This is a genomic window from Streptococcus sp. AM43-2AT (genome assembly GCF_003603405.1).
GTDB classification, from domain to species: domain Bacteria; phylum Bacillota; class Bacilli; order Lactobacillales; family Streptococcaceae; genus Streptococcus; species Streptococcus ilei.
The window spans coordinates 868,325-885,207 of the sequence record NZ_QTND01000001.1 but is presented as its reverse complement, the minus strand read 5'-3'; the positions used below and the strand labels follow the sequence as shown (position 1 = coordinate 885,207).

General features: G+C 41.7%; 19 protein-coding genes and 2 other annotated features (2 of these 21 running past the window's edge). Of the genes, 17 read left to right on the top strand and 2 right to left on the bottom strand.

Features of this window, described 5'->3' with window-relative positions:
- Positions 1-193, top strand: a binding site (T-box leader) (it extends 43 nt beyond the left edge of the window).
- A 121-nt stretch (positions 194-314) separates the two neighbouring features.
- Positions 315-1,502, top strand: a complete 1,188-nt coding sequence (gene trpB / locus DW930_RS04430; RefSeq protein WP_123159431.1) for a tryptophan synthase subunit beta — start codon at positions 315-317, stop codon at positions 1,500-1,502.
- Positions 1,503-1,508: 6 nt separating this feature from the next.
- On the opposite strand, the gene DW930_RS04425 is transcribed toward trpB, so the two are convergent.
- A complete protein-coding gene (locus tag DW930_RS04425) occupies positions 1,509-2,168 on the bottom strand; it encodes an A24 family peptidase (protein WP_042507437.1) in 660 nt (219 codons plus the stop codon).
- A 153-nt stretch (positions 2,169-2,321) separates the two neighbouring features.
- Here DW930_RS04425 and DW930_RS04420 point away from each other — a divergent pair, with 153 nt between their 5' ends.
- The 4 genes from DW930_RS04420 to DW930_RS04405 all read left to right on the top strand — a co-directional run bounded on the left by DW930_RS04420 (position 2,322) and on the right by DW930_RS04405 (position 3,883).
- Complete coding sequence (locus DW930_RS04420; protein ID WP_006596795.1) at positions 2,322-2,849, top strand: Dps family protein; 528 nt, start codon at positions 2,322-2,324, stop codon at positions 2,847-2,849.
- 123 nt (positions 2,850-2,972) lie between these two features.
- Complete coding sequence (locus DW930_RS04415) at positions 2,973-3,191, top strand: YqgQ family protein (RefSeq protein WP_023022447.1); 219 nt, start codon at positions 2,973-2,975, stop codon at positions 3,189-3,191.
- A 38-nt stretch (positions 3,192-3,229) separates the two neighbouring features.
- Positions 3,230-3,574, top strand: coding sequence for a rhodanese-like domain-containing protein (locus tag DW930_RS04410; RefSeq protein ID WP_042507500.1), 345 nt, complete (start codon positions 3,230-3,232; stop codon positions 3,572-3,574).
- A gap of 75 nt (positions 3,575-3,649) precedes the next feature.
- Positions 3,650-3,883, top strand: coding sequence for a hypothetical protein (locus tag DW930_RS04405; protein ID WP_023022451.1), 234 nt, complete (start codon positions 3,650-3,652; stop codon positions 3,881-3,883).
- 35 nt (positions 3,884-3,918) lie between these two features.
- Here the strand turns inward: DW930_RS04405 and DW930_RS04400 are convergent, their stop codons facing one another.
- Positions 3,919-4,644 carry a 16S rRNA pseudouridine(516) synthase gene (locus DW930_RS04400; protein ID WP_123159430.1) on the bottom strand — a complete coding sequence of 242 codons (726 nt, stop codon included), beginning with the start codon at positions 4,642-4,644 and terminating at the stop codon, positions 3,919-3,921.
- Between the two features lie 238 nt (positions 4,645-4,882).
- On the opposite strand from DW930_RS04400, the gene typA reads away from it, so the two are divergent.
- The 12 genes from typA (at position 4,883) to DW930_RS04340 (ending at position 16,834) form a co-directional block, all read left to right on the top strand.
- On the top strand, positions 4,883-6,730 hold the full coding sequence (gene typA, locus DW930_RS04395; RefSeq protein ID WP_123159429.1) for a translational GTPase TypA: 1,848 nt from the start codon (positions 4,883-4,885) through the stop codon (positions 6,728-6,730).
- 22 nt (positions 6,731-6,752) lie between these two features.
- Entirely contained in the window at positions 6,753-7,019 is a 267-nt protein-coding gene (locus tag DW930_RS04390) for a DUF3165 family protein (RefSeq protein WP_023026447.1), read from the top strand.
- A gap of 178 nt (positions 7,020-7,197) precedes the next feature.
- Positions 7,198-8,550 (top strand): UDP-N-acetylmuramoyl-L-alanine--D-glutamate ligase, encoded by a 1,353-nt coding sequence (gene murD, locus DW930_RS04385; RefSeq protein ID WP_123159428.1) that lies wholly within the window; start codon positions 7,198-7,200, stop codon positions 8,548-8,550.
- A 1-nt stretch (position 8,551) separates the two neighbouring features.
- On the top strand, positions 8,552-9,622 hold the full coding sequence (locus DW930_RS04380; RefSeq protein WP_123159427.1) for a UDP-N-acetylglucosamine--N-acetylmuramyl-(pentapeptide) pyrophosphoryl-undecaprenol N-acetylglucosamine transferase: 1,071 nt from the start codon (positions 8,552-8,554) through the stop codon (positions 9,620-9,622).
- Entirely contained in the window at positions 9,619-10,836 is a 1,218-nt protein-coding gene (locus tag DW930_RS04375) for a cell division protein FtsQ/DivIB (RefSeq protein ID WP_123159426.1), read from the top strand. The genes DW930_RS04380 and DW930_RS04375 overlap by 4 nt, the downstream gene beginning before the upstream one ends.
- 140 nt (positions 10,837-10,976) lie before the next feature.
- Positions 10,977-12,329 carry a cell division protein FtsA gene (ftsA, locus tag DW930_RS04370; protein WP_023026449.1) on the top strand — a complete coding sequence of 451 codons (1,353 nt, stop codon included), beginning with the start codon at positions 10,977-10,979 and terminating at the stop codon, positions 12,327-12,329.
- Positions 12,330-12,344: 15 nt separating this feature from the next.
- Positions 12,345-13,622, top strand: coding sequence for a cell division protein FtsZ (gene ftsZ / locus DW930_RS04365; RefSeq protein ID WP_120701160.1), 1,278 nt, complete (start codon positions 12,345-12,347; stop codon positions 13,620-13,622).
- A gap of 2 nt (positions 13,623-13,624) precedes the next feature.
- The gene (locus DW930_RS04360) at positions 13,625-14,293 is read left to right on the top strand and encodes a YggS family pyridoxal phosphate-dependent enzyme (protein WP_042507438.1); all 669 of its coding nucleotides are present in this window, start codon (positions 13,625-13,627) and stop codon (positions 14,291-14,293) included.
- Positions 14,294-14,302: 9 nt separating this feature from the next.
- Complete coding sequence (locus DW930_RS04355; protein ID WP_023022475.1) at positions 14,303-14,932, top strand: cell division protein SepF; 630 nt, start codon at positions 14,303-14,305, stop codon at positions 14,930-14,932.
- Between the two features lies 1 nt (position 14,933).
- Positions 14,934-15,194, top strand: coding sequence for a YggT family protein (locus tag DW930_RS04350; RefSeq protein WP_006596781.1), 261 nt, complete (start codon positions 14,934-14,936; stop codon positions 15,192-15,194).
- Positions 15,191-15,979 carry a YlmH/Sll1252 family protein gene (locus DW930_RS04345; RefSeq protein WP_023022477.1) on the top strand — a complete coding sequence of 263 codons (789 nt, stop codon included), beginning with the start codon at positions 15,191-15,193 and terminating at the stop codon, positions 15,977-15,979. Before DW930_RS04350 ends, DW930_RS04345 begins: the two co-directional genes overlap by 4 nt.
- A 9-nt stretch (positions 15,980-15,988) precedes the next feature.
- On the top strand, positions 15,989-16,834 hold the full coding sequence (locus tag DW930_RS04340; RefSeq protein WP_123159425.1) for a DivIVA domain-containing protein: 846 nt from the start codon (positions 15,989-15,991) through the stop codon (positions 16,832-16,834).
- Positions 16,825-16,883 (top strand) — a binding site (T-box leader); it runs 158 nt beyond the window's last position. (Overlaps the previous gene by 10 nt.)

The following is a 16,883-nucleotide window of genomic DNA, read 5'->3' as shown; positions in this document are numbered from 1 at the left end:
GCTTGTGGTCATTGTGAACAAGCAGTGGTGGATCTTGAAATGGGCTGATGCGTTTATGATGATGAATTTGAAACAATAAAAATTCGGTGAGCACACCTTATCGTGCAGCCTGTTGCTAGACAGGTCAGAGATGTAGGAGAAAGTATGTCTTCCTACAATTGAGGTGGCACCGCGGTATCGAATCGTCCTCACACAGATTTTTCTGTGTGAGGTTTTTTGTATCTCAAAAGGACCCTGTGAGACTGCAGCTCAAAGGACCAGAGAGAGAAAAAGATCATAAACAGAATTGAAGATATAGAAAAGAGGACACAATCATGACAGAAACAAAAGGCTATTTCGGACAATTTGGTGGGTCTTTCGTACCAGAACCTATTCAAAACTTGCTCGATCAATTAGAGGTAACCTTTGAACAGTACAAAAATGACCCAGAATTTATCGCAGAATATAAACATTATCTGAAAGATTATTCTGGACGGGAGACACCGCTCTACTTTGCGGAAAGTTTGACAGAGCATTTAGGTGGGGCGAAAATTTATTTGAAACGTGAAGACCTGAATCACCTAGGTTCGCATAAATTGAATAACGTCTTGGGGCAAATCCTCTTGGCTAAGCGCATGGGCAAAACCCGCGTGATTGCTGAAACAGGAGCCGGTCAACATGGTGTAGCTACAGCAGCTGCGGCAGCTAAGTTCGGTATGGCCTGTGATGTCTACATGGGGGCAGAAGACGTTGAACGCCAACGTCTCAATGTCTTTCGCATGGAAATGATGGGGGCAACCGTTCATGCCGTTGAAACAGGTACGAAGACCTTGAAAGACGCCGTAGATGCTGCTTTTGGAGCATGGATGGCGGATCTAGATGCTTTTTATGTCTTGGGTTCTGCTGTTGGCCCTCACCCTTACCCAACCATTGTGCATGAATTCCAAAAAATCATCAGTGAAGAATCTAAACGTCAAATCTTGGAAAAAGAAGGTCGTTTGCCGGACTATGTCATTGCCTGTGTCGGTGGTGGATCCAATGCCATTGGTGCCTTCTCCCAATATGTGGGCGATGAGGAAGTCAAATTGGTCGGTGTTGAAGCTGCTGGACATGGCTTGGATACAGATCAGCACGCAGCAACCATGACCAAGGGGACTGTTGGTGTTGTCGATGGAATGAAGACTTATGCGGTCTTTGGTGAAGATGGAAAAGTAGCACCAGTGTATTCGATCTCTGCCGGTTTGGACTATCCAGGAGTTGGTCCAGAGCATGCCTTCTTTAAAGACTCTGGTCGTGTCGAATATGTGGCGGCGACAGATGATGAAGCCGTTCAAGCTCTTCTTCTTCTCAGTAAGACAGAGGGAATCCTCCCAGCTATTGAAAGTTCACATGCCATTGCAGAAGCTGTTAAACGTGCTCCACAATTGGACAAAGATAAGATCATCATCATCAATGTTTCTGGACGTGGGGATAAGGACGTGGCTGCGATTGCCGATTATCTAGAAGCCAAAGCTACAAAATAAGAAATCTTATCTGCTAAAAATTGTAAAAAACAGTAAAGCCTGATAACTCAGAAAAAGACAGGGAACAAAAGGAATCCGGTCTTTTTCTTTTTTTAAGAGGAAGACCAGGAGACCAATGAGGGAAGCCCCTTGCATGACGAGGAGGACTTGGACAGCTGAGAGGGTCAAAGAAAAAGTAGCTAGTAAGAGAAAGTCCCCTGCTCCAATGCCGATGGAGTAAACAGCTGACAGGACTCCTAAGAAGAGAAAGACTCCCATCAAGAGGGTAGGGCTGGTGAAAAACAGGCAAAGAGCGTGGAGCACCAGCCAGAGGAGAAGCGGATACTCCATGGAGCGCAAATCGTAGATGGCCAAAACACAACTACCAAGCAGAACGAAAAGATGAGAAATAGGAAGAAGGCCCTGATAGCACAGCAAAAAAAGGAGGCCAGACCAGGCTTCAAAGAGAGCATACCAATAAGGAAGCGGGCTCTGGCAATAGCGACAACGGAATCGAAAGAGGACTTGTGAGAGGATAGGAATCAGGTCCAGAGGTCTCAAGGTCTGTTGGCAATGGTCGCAATGGCTTCTTGGACGAATGATGGAGCTTTCTGGAAAGCGGTCGATGACGAGTCCTAAAAAGGAGGCAATACAGGAACCGACTGTAAAAAAATAAAAGTTGATCATACTTATAGTATTCGTAAAAAAGATGACTAATAACGATTAGAAATGAAACAATTTTCTAACTTTTCTTATTTAAGCATTTTCTCTTGCATTTCTTAATTAGAAGGATTATAATATAACTAAATTAGAATAATTCTAAAAAAGGAGAATTTATTTATGACAACAATCAAAAAAGAAGCAGCAAAAGACGTAGCAACATTTGCAACCATCAGTGAAGTAAGCAAGAGTTTAACCGATACAAAAGCGGTTTTGAATCAAGTGGTGGCAGACCTTTATGTCGCTCATATTGCCTTGCACCAAGTACATTGGTATATGCGTGGTCGTGGCTTCCTCGTATGGCATCCAAAAATGGATGAGTACATGGAAAGCTTGGATGCGACTCTTGATGAAGTGAGTGAACGCTTGATTACCTTGGGTGGTGCCCCATATGCTAGCATGGTTGAGTTCTTGGAACACAGCAATATCCAAGAAGAAAAAGGTTCATTTGAACGCTCTATGGAAGAAAATTTGGGACGTGTCCTTTCTATCTTCCGCTATTTGGTAAGTCTTTATCAAAAAGCCTTGGATATCACAGACGCTGAAGGAGATGATGTGACCAACGATATCTTTGTCGGTGCAAAAGCTGAATTGGAAAAACATATCTGGATGATTGCCGCTGAATTAGGTCAAGCACCAGGTTTGTAATCTGAAAATAAACAAATGAGCCTTCCTTGATTGGGAGGCTCGTTTTTGTTTGGAGGAGATTTTTCCTGTAAATAAAACAGGGACCATCTTGAAAATACTTGAAAGATTTGATAGAATAAGCACATGAAAACCCTGTACGATGTTCAACAATTTCTGAAAAAATTTGGAATCATCATTTATGTCGGAAAACGGCTTTACGACATCGAATTGATGAAGATTGAATTGAAAAGGATCTATGACGCTGGGCTGATGGAAAAATTGGATTATCTAGAAGCAGAAGCTGTCTTACGCAGAGAACACGCACAGGAATTACGTTATTTAGAAGAGGATAAAGAAAAGTGAGTTTAGTAAATATTTTAGTATGGTTGATTGTTTTAGCAATGTTCGGCTGGATGGGTTACAATTACTTCCGTATCCGTCGTGCTGCAAAAATTGTGGACAATGTAGAGTTTGAAGAATTGATCCGCAAAGGCCAATTAGTAGACTTGCGTGATCCGAATGAATTCCACGCTAAGCATATTTTAGGGGCTCGGAACATTCCATCCAACCAATTGAAAGTGAGCTTGGCGGCTCTTCGAAAAGATAAACCAGTCTTGCTTTATGAGAACAGTCGTGGTTCCCGTGTGACTAATGCGGCCCTCTTCTTGAAAAAACAAGGCTATAAAGATATCTATATCTTGTCCTACGGTTTGGATTCATGGGATGGAAAGGTAAAGACTAGTTAAGATCAAGGAAAATGTTGCTAAAGATGCTTGATGTATCATAATAAAATGATATTAATTTTAAGGAGTTTCTAGAAATTGCAAGAAAAGAACAATGCCTCATTTGTTTTGGGTATCATATCTATCATAGTTGCCTTTATATTTCCATTGATCAGTATTATTTTTGGTGTTTTTGGTTTGGGCTCGGCTATTTTAAATCAAAAAGAGTCTGGACTAGACTATACGACAGAAATAATGCTCTCTATTGTAGGGATTGTGCTTTCTGTAATTTTCTGTCTCGTGTTTATCTCACAACTTTCGGGGATTAATTAAAACAAAAAAAGCTTTAAAACTAAAGCTTTTTTGTTTTAGCAACTGTTTTCTAAGTAGTTTTTAATAATCTGTAATTCATCTTGGTTCAAAGGGCGATATTGACCCTCTTCTAGCTCTGAATCTAATGTAAAATCCCCAAACTGAACTCGTTTTAGAGCAGTGACCTTGACACCGACTGAGAGGAACATTTTTTTTACCTGATGGAATTTCCCTTCAGACAGGGTGACTAGTGCTCGGCTTTCTTTGGGACTGGAGGTAAGGATTTTTAGTTTGGCAGGCTTACACCTGGTCCCATCTAAAAAAGTGATCCCTTCTTGAAAACGATCGATATGAGCGGGTTCGAGAGGGCCGTTAACTGTTACTGCGTATTCTTTTTCGATATGGTATCGGGGATGAAGGAGTTGGAAACCTAGCGGTCCATTGTCTGTGAGTAAGAGCAGACCGGTAGTATCCCGATCTAGCCGGCCGATAGGATAGGTATTGGGTGTTCGGTCTTCTGCTCGAAGGAGGTCCAGCACTGTAGGATGCTGAGCATCCTTGGTAGCTGTCACCAGCCCTTGGGGCTTGTGGAGAAGAAAATAATGATGGGAACAGTCGGTAAGGACCCGATTTTTCCAGCGAACTTCTTGGAGACCTGTATCTACATTTTGGGATAATTTTGTTGCGGCAAGTCTGTCGACTAGAATCTGCCTTTTAGCCAGGCTCTGTTTGATTTCCTTACGAGGAATTTGGTAGTGGGCCAGTAATTGATCTAATCTCATAAAAAACAGGATAGCATGAAATGGAGAGAATCACAAGTATTCGGAAAAAGGGTGAGGAAAAGAGATTGAAGACTTGAAAAATTTTCATGAATAGAGTGGTTAGGAGTGGGAATGAGAAAGAAGATTTTCGAAAGAAAGCATGAAAACATTTACACTTGTCTGAGTCATGCCATTTGCTTAAAATTGTGGTATAATTGCTCAGTTAGAAAATAAATTTTTGAATACTATAGAGGAAATCATGACAAAATTAAGAGAAGATATCCGTAATATCGCGATTATCGCCCACGTCGACCACGGAAAAACAACCCTTGTTGACGAATTATTGAAACAATCTGAAACTCTTGACGCGCGTACAGAGTTGGCAGAGCGTGCTATGGACTCAAACGATATCGAAAAAGAGCGTGGAATCACTATCCTTGCGAAAAATACAGCAGTTGCCTACAACGGAACTCGTATTAATATCATGGACACGCCAGGACACGCGGACTTCGGTGGAGAAGTTGAGCGGATCATGAAAATGGTTGACGGTGTTGTTTTGGTCGTAGATGCTTACGAAGGGACTATGCCACAGACTCGTTTCGTATTGAAAAAAGCCTTGGAACAAGACCTTGTGCCGATCGTTGTCGTTAACAAAATCGATAAGCCATCAGCTCGTCCTGCAGAAGTCGTAGATGAAGTCTTGGAACTTTTCATCGAGCTTGGTGCGGATGATGACCAGCTTGACTTCCCAGTTGTTTATGCATCAGCTATCAACGGAACATCTTCATTGTCAGATGATCCAGCAGACCAAGAAAAGACGATGGCGCCAATTTTTGATACCATTATTGACCACATTCCTGCTCCAGTTGATAACTCAGATGAGCCTCTTCAATTCCAAGTGTCACTCTTGGACTATAATGACTTCGTAGGTCGTATTGGTATCGGTCGCGTCTTCCGTGGGACAGTAAAAGTTGGTGACCAAGTTACCCTTTCTAAATTGGACGGTACAACCAAGAACTTCCGTGTGACCAAACTCTTCGGTTTCTTTGGTTTGGAACGTCGTGAAATCCAAGAAGCAAAAGCTGGTGACTTGATTGCCGTTTCAGGTATGGAAGATATCTTCGTTGGGGAAACGATTACTCCTACAGACGCAGTTGAGGCATTGCCAGTTCTTCACATCGATGAGCCAACTCTTCAAATGACCTTCTTGGTAAACAACTCACCATTTGCTGGTCGTGAAGGAAAATGGGTCACTTCTCGTAAGGTTGAAGAGCGCCTTCAAGCTGAGTTGCAAACGGACGTTTCACTTCGTGTAGATCCAACAGATTCACCAGATAAATGGACCGTTTCAGGACGTGGAGAATTGCACTTGTCAATCTTGATCGAAACCATGCGTCGTGAAGGTTATGAGCTTCAAGTATCTCGACCAGAAGTGATCATCAAGGAAATCGATGGTGTCAAATGTGAACCATTTGAGCGTGTGCAAATCGACACACCGGAAGAATACCAAGGATCTGTTATCCAAAGCCTTTCTGAACGTAAGGGTGAGATGTTGGATATGGTGGCTACTGGAAATGGTCAAACTCGTTTGGTCTTCCTTGTTCCTGCGCGTGGTTTGATTGGCTACTCAACTGAGTTCTTGTCAATGACTCGTGGTTACGGGATCATGAACCATACTTTCGATCAATACTTGCCATTGATTCCAGGTGAAATCGGAGGACGTCACCGTGGTGCCCTCGTTTCTATCGATGCTGGTAAGGCAACAACTTACGCAATCATGTCTATCGAAGAACGCGGTACGATCTTTGTCAACCCAGGTACTGAGGTTTACGAAGGAATGATTATCGGTGAAAACTCTCGTGAAAATGACTTGACCGTTAACATCACCAAGGCTAAACAAATGACCAATGTCCGTTCAGCTACTAAGGACCAAACAGCGGTTATCAAGACTCCTCGTATCTTGACTCTTGAAGAATCACTTGAGTTCTTGAATGACGATGAGTACATGGAAGTAACGCCAGAATCTATTCGTTTGCGTAAGCAAATCCTCAACAAAGCAGAGCGCGAAAAAGCAAACAAAAAGAAAAAATCAGCTGCAGCTGAATAAGAAATAAGAAAGGAGTGACAAAATGGTTTATTTAATTATAGGTATTTTGATCCTCCTTTTTTATCTTTTTGCAGCTCCAAAGAGTATTAGAGGAACTCTGAATGTAGTAACCCTGGTCGTATTATTGGTCTCTTTGGTGATTCTGCTTTGCTTAGCAATTTTCCAAATCTTCCAATTACCTTCAGAATTTTTTGTTGGTGCCTTCCTTGCTTTTGTAGGCTACCTGGCCCTTGTTGATATCTCGCGGTTGCCAACCAAGTCTTCTAAACGCTTGGATAAATCAGAATAAACTGGAGATTTTTACTCCAGAAATAGAGTCGTTGTGATGTAAAATCATGGCGACTTTTTTATGAAAGAAGGGGAAGAGGTCATTTTTGTAAGGTGTTGCTTCTTTTGCTGTCTTAAGGCTTTTTAAATTGTCTAAAAAAGGGTAAAATAGAAGGTGAACAAATTGGAGTAAAAAAGCTATGAACATCATTGAAACATTTAAAAATAAAAAAGTCCTTGTTTTAGGATTGGCGAAATCCGGAGAATCTGCAGCACGTTTACTAGATCGCTTAGGAGCCATCGTAACGGTGAATGATGGAAAAGCCTTTGAAGAAAATCCTGCAGCCCAGAGTTTGCTGGAAGAAGGAATCAAAGTCGTGACAGGAGGACATCCTCTGGAACTCTTGGATGAAGACTTTGCGGTGATGGTGAAGAATCCTGGAATTCCATACACGAATCCCATGGTCCAACGGGCCCTTGAAAAAGGCATCCCTGTTTTGACTGAGGTTGAATTGGCTTACCTCATTTCAGAAGCGCCGATCATCGGCATCACTGGTTCAAATGGAAAGACAACCACCACTACCATGATTGGGGAAGTGTTAACTGCCGCTGGACAAAATGGTCTTTTGTCTGGGAATATTGGTTTTCCAGCTAGTCAAGTCGCTCAAACAGCGACAGCTAAAGACACATTGGTGATGGAATTATCTTCTTTCCAATTGATGGGAATTGAAGCCTTCCATCCAGAAATCGCAGTGATTACTAATCTCATGCCAACCCACTTGGATTATCATGGATCCTTCGAAGGTTATGTAGCTGCAAAATGGGCTATTCAAAAGAATATGACTGCCAAGGATTTTGTGGTACTGAACTTTAACCAAGATCTCGCTAAAGATTTGGCTAAGCAAACGCAGGCTACTGTGGTGCCATTTTCAACTCAAGAAAAGGTGGACGGAGCTTATTTAGAGGATGGTGTCCTTTACTTCCGAGGTGAAGCCGTTATGCGAGCAGATCAAATCGGTGTACCAGGTAGCCACAATGTAGAAAACGCCTTAGCTACCATTGCAGTGGCCAAACTTCGTGGCATTGACAATCAAACAATCCAAGAAACCTTATCTGCCTTTGGCGGGGTGAAGCACCGCTTGCAGTATGTGGCTGAGATTGAAGGGGTGAAATTCTACAATGATAGTAAGTCTACCAATATCTTAGCAACCCAAAAAGCCTTGTCTGGATTTGATAACGCTCATGTCATCTTAATCGCTGGTGGTTTGGACCGAGGCAATGAATTTGATGAATTGGTGCCAGATATTACCGGTCTAAAAAAAATGGTCATCCTCGGAGAGTCTGCTGAACGGGTGAAACGGGCAGCGGATCAAGCGGGTGTGGCCTATCTAGATGCGACGGATGTGGCGGACGCAACGCGCAAAGCCCTTGAAATAGCTGAGTCAGGCGATATCGTCTTGTTTAGTCCAGCCAATGCCAGCTGGGATATGTATGCGAATTTTGAAGTGCGGGGCGATGAGTTCCTAAAAACAGTAGAAGAGTTGAAAAAATAATATGAAAAAAATAGTATTCACAGGGGGAGGTACAGTTGGCCACGTCACCTTGAACCTTCTCCTTATCCCTCGCTTTATCGAGGACGGTTGGGAAGTTCATTATATTGGGGATAAGAAGGGAATTGAGCACCAAGAGATTTTGAAGTCTGGCCTGGACATTCATTTCCACTCGATTGCGACGGGTAAGTTGCGCCGTTATTTCTCTTGGCAAAATATGTTGGATGTCTTCAAGGTCTTCTGGGGGATTCTCCAATCGATTTGGATCATGCTGTGTGTACGGCCACAGGTCTTGTTTTCTAAAGGAGGCTTCGTTTCGGTTCCTCCGGTAGTGGCTGCACGACTTTGTTTCGTACCTGTATTGGTACACGAATCAGACCGTTCCATGGGCTTAGCTAACAAAATTGCTTATAAGTTTGCGACGAAAATGTTCACGACCTTTGAGCAACCGAAAAGCCTAGTCAAAGCCCAACATGTAGGAGCTGTGACCAAGGTTCATCAGGGACAAGTTCCAACCCCAGTAGAATTAGAAGCAGTATTTGCTCAATTTGATTCACAGTTGCCAACCCTTCTCTTTGTGGGGGGCTCTGCTGGTGCACGAGTGTTCAATGAGTTTGTTACAAATAATCGAGAAGCCTTGTTGGCAAGCTACAACGTCATTAATTTGACAGGGGACTCCTCCTTAAATGAGCAAGCTCCTCATCTTTACCGCGTGGATTACGTGACAGATCACTATCTTCCATTACTCCAAAAGGCAGACCTAGTGGTAACTCGTGGTGGTGCCAATACGATTTTTGAACTCTTGGCCATGAATAAGCTACATATCATCGTTCCTCTAGGGAAAGAAGCTAGTCGGGGAGATCAGATCGAAAACGCTCAATATTTCGTTGAGAAAGGTTATGCAGAAACCATCGCTGAGCCAGAATTGAGCATGGATCGTTTGCAAAATACGATGGATAAAATGTTCCAAGGGGCAGAAAGCTATCATCAAGCGATGAAGTCTTCGAATGAGCTGCTTTCCTTGGATGAATTTTACAGTCTGGTCCATCAAGAAATTAATAAAAGGAAAAAATGACGGATAAGAAGAACCAAAAAACTCCTAAGGAAGTCACTAAGCTCTCTGAGTGGCAGAGACGAAACCAGGAGTATCAAAAGAAAAAACAATTAGAAGAGCAAGAAGAAAAAGAAAAGAAAGCACAAGAAGAGAAGGAAAGACAAGAACTTCTGAATCAAAAAACTCCCTCTGAAGATCTAGATGCCGTAGAGCAAGACGCTGAGACTATAGATGAAGAGGAAGATGAGAATGCGGCCGATGTAGCTGAGGAGGAATTGCAAGAAACTCTTCCTGAAGAAACAGAAGAAGATGCTGAAGAAGAAAAAATCATCTACCTAACAGAAGCTTCAGAAGCTATGTTCGAAGAAGAGGAACTAGCGAAGAAGGCTAAAAAGGAAGGCCAAGTTGCGAGACGTCACATCTACAGAGCTATTCCAGTTTTGGTTATCAGTACCCTTATTGCTCTCTTTTCTGCCTATCTTTTAACACCCCTAGCGAAGCAAAAAGTGATCGAATTTTCAGGGAATAAAAATGCGGATCAGACCCTGTTGTTCGAAAAAAGTCGCATCCAAGATCGGGATTATACCTTGACAACTTTCTTAAATCGGGATCGTTATCTTGCTAATATGAAGGCAGCGAGCCCCTGGGTCAAGGATATTTCAATGACTTATGCCTTCCCTACGACTTTCAAGGTTCAGGTTGAGGAATACCAGGTTTTTGGTTACTATGTGACTGAGGAAGATCACTATCCCATTTTAGAGAATGGGGAAGTCGTGGAGACACCGGTTGCTACGGATCAGCTTCCCAAGTCTTACCTAAGCGTTCGTTTTTCTGATCGAGAATTGGTCCGACAATTTGTCAAACAACTCGGGAAAATACCATCTTCTGTACGAGATAAAATTGAGTCAGTGGACTTGACACCGAGCAAGGTGACTAAGGATTTGGTGACGCTAACCATGAAGGATGGCACCAAGGTTTTAGTGCCTGTATCTCAGATCAAGCGAAAATTGCCTTATTACGATAAGATTCGTAAACTGATTGAAGATGACAGTGTCATTGACATGGAAGCGGGTATATACAGTTATAATGCAGAAACCATGGCCACTTTAGCTCAGGAAAAGAAAGAAGAAGAGCAAGGAGAAGGGAACAAAACGGAGGAAGCGGACGCCAACTCGACAGATTCTGATGAGAGTGCAGTCGTAACCGAGCAACACGAAGAAGTTCCCGCTGAGTAAGCCCTCATAAATTATCTGAAATAAATGAAGAAAATATGCCCACTATGGGCATATTTGTGTTATAATGAAATTTGGATAGTTCTAACTAAATGGAGCTACTAACTGACGTATAGGAAAACAAAAGAGAGAGGACTGGTGTAATGGCTAGAAACGGCTTTTTTACAGGTTTAGATATCGGTACTAGTTCAATAAAAGTATTGGTGGCAGAACATGTCAATGGAGAAATGAATGTAATTGGAGTCAGCAATGCGAAAAGTGCTGGCGTCAAAGATGGAATTATTGTTGATATTGAGGCTGCTTCGAATGCGATTAAAAATGCAGTAAGTCAGGCAGAAGAAAAAGCAGGAATTTCAATCAATCTTGTCAACGTTGGATTGCCAGCGAACCTTCTTCAAATTGAAGCAACTCAAGGAATGATTCCTGTAACCAGTGATTCAAAAGAAATTACGGATGCAGACGTGGAAAATGTTGTAAGGTCTGCTTTGACGAAGAGTATGACGCCTGACCGTGAAGTCATTACCTTTATTCCAGAAGAATTCACAGTCGATGGTTTCCAAGGAATTCGTGACCCACGTGGTATGATGGGGATTCGTTTGGAAATGCGTGGACTCTTGTATACTGGTCCAAGAACTGTCCTCCATAATTTACGGAAAACAGTTGAACGTGCTGGTTTACAAGTTGAAAACATCATTATTTCACCGCTTGCAATGATTAAGTCTGTATTAAACGAAGGAGAACGTGAGTTTGGTGCGACTGTCATTGATTTAGGTGGAGGACAAACGACAGTAGCTTCTGTTCGTAATCAAGAACTTCAATTTACAAATATCTATCAAGAAGGTGGCGACTACGTTACTAAGGATATTTCTAAAGTATTGAAAACTTCTCAAAAATTAGCAGAAAGTTTGAAGTTCAACTATGGAGCAGCTTATGTTCCTGCAGTTGGTGATGAAGTCTTCCATGTTGAAGTGATTGGTGAAGTAGAACCTGTTCAAGTATCTGAAAAATATTTGGCAGAAATTATTTCAGCTCGGATTAAACACATCTTCGACCAAATCAAACAAGATCTTGAAAGAAGACATTTGCTTGATTTGCCTGGAGGAATTGTCATCATCGGTGGTGGCGCTATTCTCCCTGGTATTGAAGAGTTGGCACAAGAAGTCTTTGGTGTAAATGTGAAATTGTACGTTCCAAATCAAATTGGTATCCGCAATCCAGCTTTTGCCCACGTGATTAGCTTGTCTGAATATGCAGGAAATCTAACAGATGTAGATATTCTTGCTCAGGCTGCTGTACATGGGGACCAACGTCTTCGTCAGCAACCAATTCAGTTCGAACGCCCAACACAGCAACCAGTAGTTCCAGCTTATGTACCGGACGAAATTGAACCTGTAGTAAACGTCGAGCAACAACATCCAGTTGAAGAACAAAAACAAGAAGAAAAAACTACCTTTACAGACCGAATGAAGAATTTAATCGGTAATATGTTTGATTAAGGAGTGTAAGTATTTATGACATTTTCATTTGACACAGCAGCGGCACAAGGTGCAGTTATTAAAGTAATCGGTGTCGGTGGCGGTGGCGGTAATGCCATCAACCGTATGATTGACGAAGGAGTTGCTGGTGTAGAATTCATCGCAGCAAACACAGACGTACAAGCACTTTCAAGTGCAAAAGCAGAAACAGTTATCCAATTGGGTCCTAAGTTGACTCGTGGTTTGGGTGCTGGAGGTCAACCTGAGGTTGGTCGTAAAGCCGCAGAAGAAAGTGAAGAAGTATTGACCGAGGCTTTGCAAGGTGCAGACATGGTCTTCATCACAGCAGGAATGGGTGGAGGATCTGGTACAGGTGCTGCACCAGTTATCGCTCGTATTGCTAAAGCCGTTGGTGCTTTGACAGTAGCCGTTGTGACTCGTCCTTTCGGATTTGAAGGAACCAAACGTAGCAACTATGCGATCGAAGGAATCAATGAACTTCGCGAGCATGTGGATACCTTGTTGATCATTTCTAACAACAACTTGTTAGAAATTGTTGATAAGAAAACACCACTTCTTGAAGCATTGAGTGAAGCAGATAATGTCCTTCGCCAAGGGGTTCAAGGGATCACTGACTTGATCACAAGCCCAGGATTGATTAACCTTGACTTCGCTGACGTGAAGACTGTTATGGAAAACAAAGGAAATGCCTTGATGGGTATCGGTGTTGGTAATGGTGAAGAGCGTGTGATTGAAGCAGCTCGTAAAGCCATCTACTCACCACTCCTTGAAACAACCATTGACGGTGCTGAAGATGTGATCGTCAACGTTACTGGTGGTTTGGATATGACCTTGATTGAAGCAGAAGAAGCTTCTGAAATTGTTAACCAAGCAGCTGGTCATGGCGTAAACATTTGGCTCGGTACATCTATTGATGAATCAATGAAAGATGAGATTCGTGTAACGGTTGTCGCAACTGGTGTTCGTCAGGACAAAGTTGAAAAAGTTAGTGGAATTGCATCTCATGCACCAAGTTCAGCACGTTATTATCAAACTGGACCACGTGAACAACGTCCACAAACTCCACAATTTGATCGCGAATTCGATTTGAAGGAAGAAATCGACATGCCTACTCCTCAATCACGTGCTAAACAAGAAAAACCTCGTGGATCTGCGTTTGGAGATTGGGACATTCGTCGTGAAAACATTGTACGTCAGTCTGATACTAGCACTGGTCGTCAAGTTGAGCGCTATGTGGATTCTTCTTCAGAAGATGATGAGTTGGAAACACCACCATTTTTCCGTAACCGTTAAGAATGAATCTGATTGAAAATAAAGAGCGTATATTCTCGCAGGTTGCACAAGCAATGGAAACAGCAAACCGCACTGATCAGGTGAATGTAATTGCTGTTACTAAGTATGTCGGTATCGACCAAGCTAAGGCTCTGGTAGATACAGGAGTCCGTCATATCGGTGAAAACCGTGTTGATAAATTTCTAGAAAAATACCAAGCTCTAAAAGGTGAGGGACTTACCTGGCATTTGATCGGTAGTCTCCAACGTCGTAAAGTAAAAGAAGTTATCAATTATGTAGATTACTTCCATGCTTTAGATTCTATGAAGCTTGCCCAAGAAATTCAAAAAAGGGCGAGTCACCCAATTAAATGTTTTATACAAGTTAATATTTCTGGAGAAGAAAGCAAGCATGGATTTGCTCCGGAAGAGCTCGATGCTCTTCTTCCAGAAATGGAAAACTTGGATAACTTACAAATTGTTGGCTTAATGACGATGGCTCCTTTTGAGGCAAGTCAGGACGAGTTGCAAGCCATATTTGCAGCAACTCACCAACTTCAAAAAGAATTACAAAAGAAACAGTTGAAAAATATGCCCTTTACAGAGTTAAGCATGGGAATGAGTCGTGATTATGATGTAGCAATTGCTAACGGTGCGACTTTTGTGCGAATTGGGACCTCATTTTTCAAATAGGAAAGAATTATGTCATTTAAAGATAGATTTGATCGATTGATTGATTATTTTACTGAAGATGGAGATGAGTACGATGTGCAAGAAGCGCCTGCTCAAGCAGTCGGTGCTAGCCAACCTGTATCATCCCCTAAACCAGTACAACCATCATCAAAACCACGTCCAAAAGCTGTGGGAGCTGCCAAGGAGCAGAAACCTACTCCTGTTGCAGCAAGTCGTCCACAAGTAGCTTCTACAGCAGTGGTTGAATCAGCTTCATCTCAAAAATCATCTTCTGAAAATATTACTCGACTTCATCAACGTCAACAAGAGTTGGCAAGAAATCGTTCTGCTGCAGATGAAAAGATTACAATTGATGTCCGCTATCCTCGTAAATACGAAGAAGCAACTGAAATTGTTGACTTGTTGTTGGCAAACGAAAGTATTCTCATTGACTTCCAATACATGACTGAAGTTCAGGCGAGAAGATGTTTGGATTATTTGGATGGTGCTCGCTATGTATTAGCCGGGAATCTACGTCGTGTTGCAAGTACTATGTACTTACTAACACCAATCAATGTTGTTGTGAATATTGAAGATATTCGCCTTCCAAATGATGTCGAAATTGCTGAATATGACTTTGATATGAAACGAAATCGTTAATATGTTTGTCCTACAATTAGTTAGAAATTTCTTTCAGGTTTTTGAGCTAGTATTAATCATCTATGCGTTGCTTAGTTGGTTTCCAAATGCATCAGAATCGGCTTTAGCTAAAATGGTTCAACGGATCGTCGAACCATTTTTGAGCCTATTTAGAAAGATTCCTTTGCAATTTGGTGGGTTAGACTTTACGGTCATGTTTGCCTTGCTCGCTCTGTCCGTAGTGGAACGATTTGTCCTTCAATTTTTGGTACAATTTATATGACCAAGGGATTTTATCAACACTATAGTCAAGAAGATCACGTATTTATCGATCGAGTCCTAGAATTAGTGGCTCGGGTGGAGCAACAGTATAGTTTTGAACTGACCTCTTTTTTAAATCCACATCAGGTTGATATTTTACAACAAATTGGTGCCCACCACGGTTTGCAGGTATTCTCAAGTTCAGAAATTTATCCAACAGAATATGCACGGGTGATTCTTGCTCCTAGCTACTATGTGTTGGATGCATCTGATTTTGAGATTGCCTTATTAGAAGTTCTCTATCCGGATAAATTCTATCGATTAAGTCATTCTCAAGTTTTGGGCTCGCTTCTCCATCAGCTAGGCTTGGAAAGAAAGTCTTTTGGAGATATCGTGGTTGGACAGGGGAAAATTCATATTTATGTGGATGCACGTTTCTCTTCCTACTTCAAAGAGAATCTTAGAAAAATTGCAAAAGCCTCTGTGAAGATTCGTGAGATCGACTGTCGAGACAGGATTTTTGTAGAAGAACCATCCAAGATCAAAGACCTATTGGTTACTAGTGTACGGCTTGATAAGCTAGTAGCCTCGACTTTTAAGCTTGCTCGGTCTGTTGCTGTTCAATTGATTCAGTCTGGCCAAGTAAAGGTAAACTATGCGCCAATTGATAATCCTAGTCGGATGATTCAAGTAGCAGATTTAATTAGTGTTCGAAAATATGGCCGCTTTAAATTTCTATCAGAAAACGGCCAATCAAAAAGCGGGAAATACAAAATAACAGTTGAAGTATTTTCCAGTAGAAAATAAGGAGGAACTATGGCACTTACAGCTTTAGAAATCAAAGATAAACGCTTTTATGTAAAATTTAGAGGCTACGATGCTAAAGAAGTTGAAGAGTTTCAAGACATGGTCTACCGAGACTATGAAAAATTAGTTCGTGAAAAACATGAATTGGAAACAAAAATTAGTGCGTTGGAAGAACGCTTGAATTACTTTGATGAAATGAAAGACTCTTTGAGTCAATCAGTATTGATCGCTCAAGATACTGCGGAACGTGTGAAGCACGCGGCAAATGAGCGTTCAGAAACGATTATTCGTCAAGCTGAGCAAGATGCTCACCACTTAGTCGAAGAAGCAAAAGCGAAAGCGAATGAGATTCTCCGTCATGCTACAGACAATGCCAAGAAAGTTGCAGTAGAAACGGAAGAATTGAAGAATAAGACACGTGTCTTCCACCAACGTTTGAAATCAACTATTGAAAGTCAATTGAGCATCATTGATACACCAGAATGGGATGAAATTCTTCGCCCAACTGCTATGTATATTCAAACAAGTGATGAGGCTTTCCGTGAAGTAGTCGAAAAAGCTTTGGAAGAAACGGTTCATCATAACTACGATGATGAAGCAATTGATTTAACTCGTCAATTCTCACGTGCTGAAATTGAAGAATTGCAAAAACATATTGAAGCTGTAAACCGTGAATTGTCTGCGACTCAAGCTTTTGAAGGATTGAATGAAAAAGTTCAAGTAGCTTTGGAAGAAGCAGAAAAAAATCAAGTAGTTCAAGATTCTATTGAAGAAATTGTTGTAGAAACTCCTGAAGTTGATGATATCGACGCTCCAGAAGGGGAAGAACAACGGGAAACTGTTTCAATTTTATAATCTGTAAAAACAGTGACCTTATCAAATAGTTTTAGCGAGCAGGTGATGG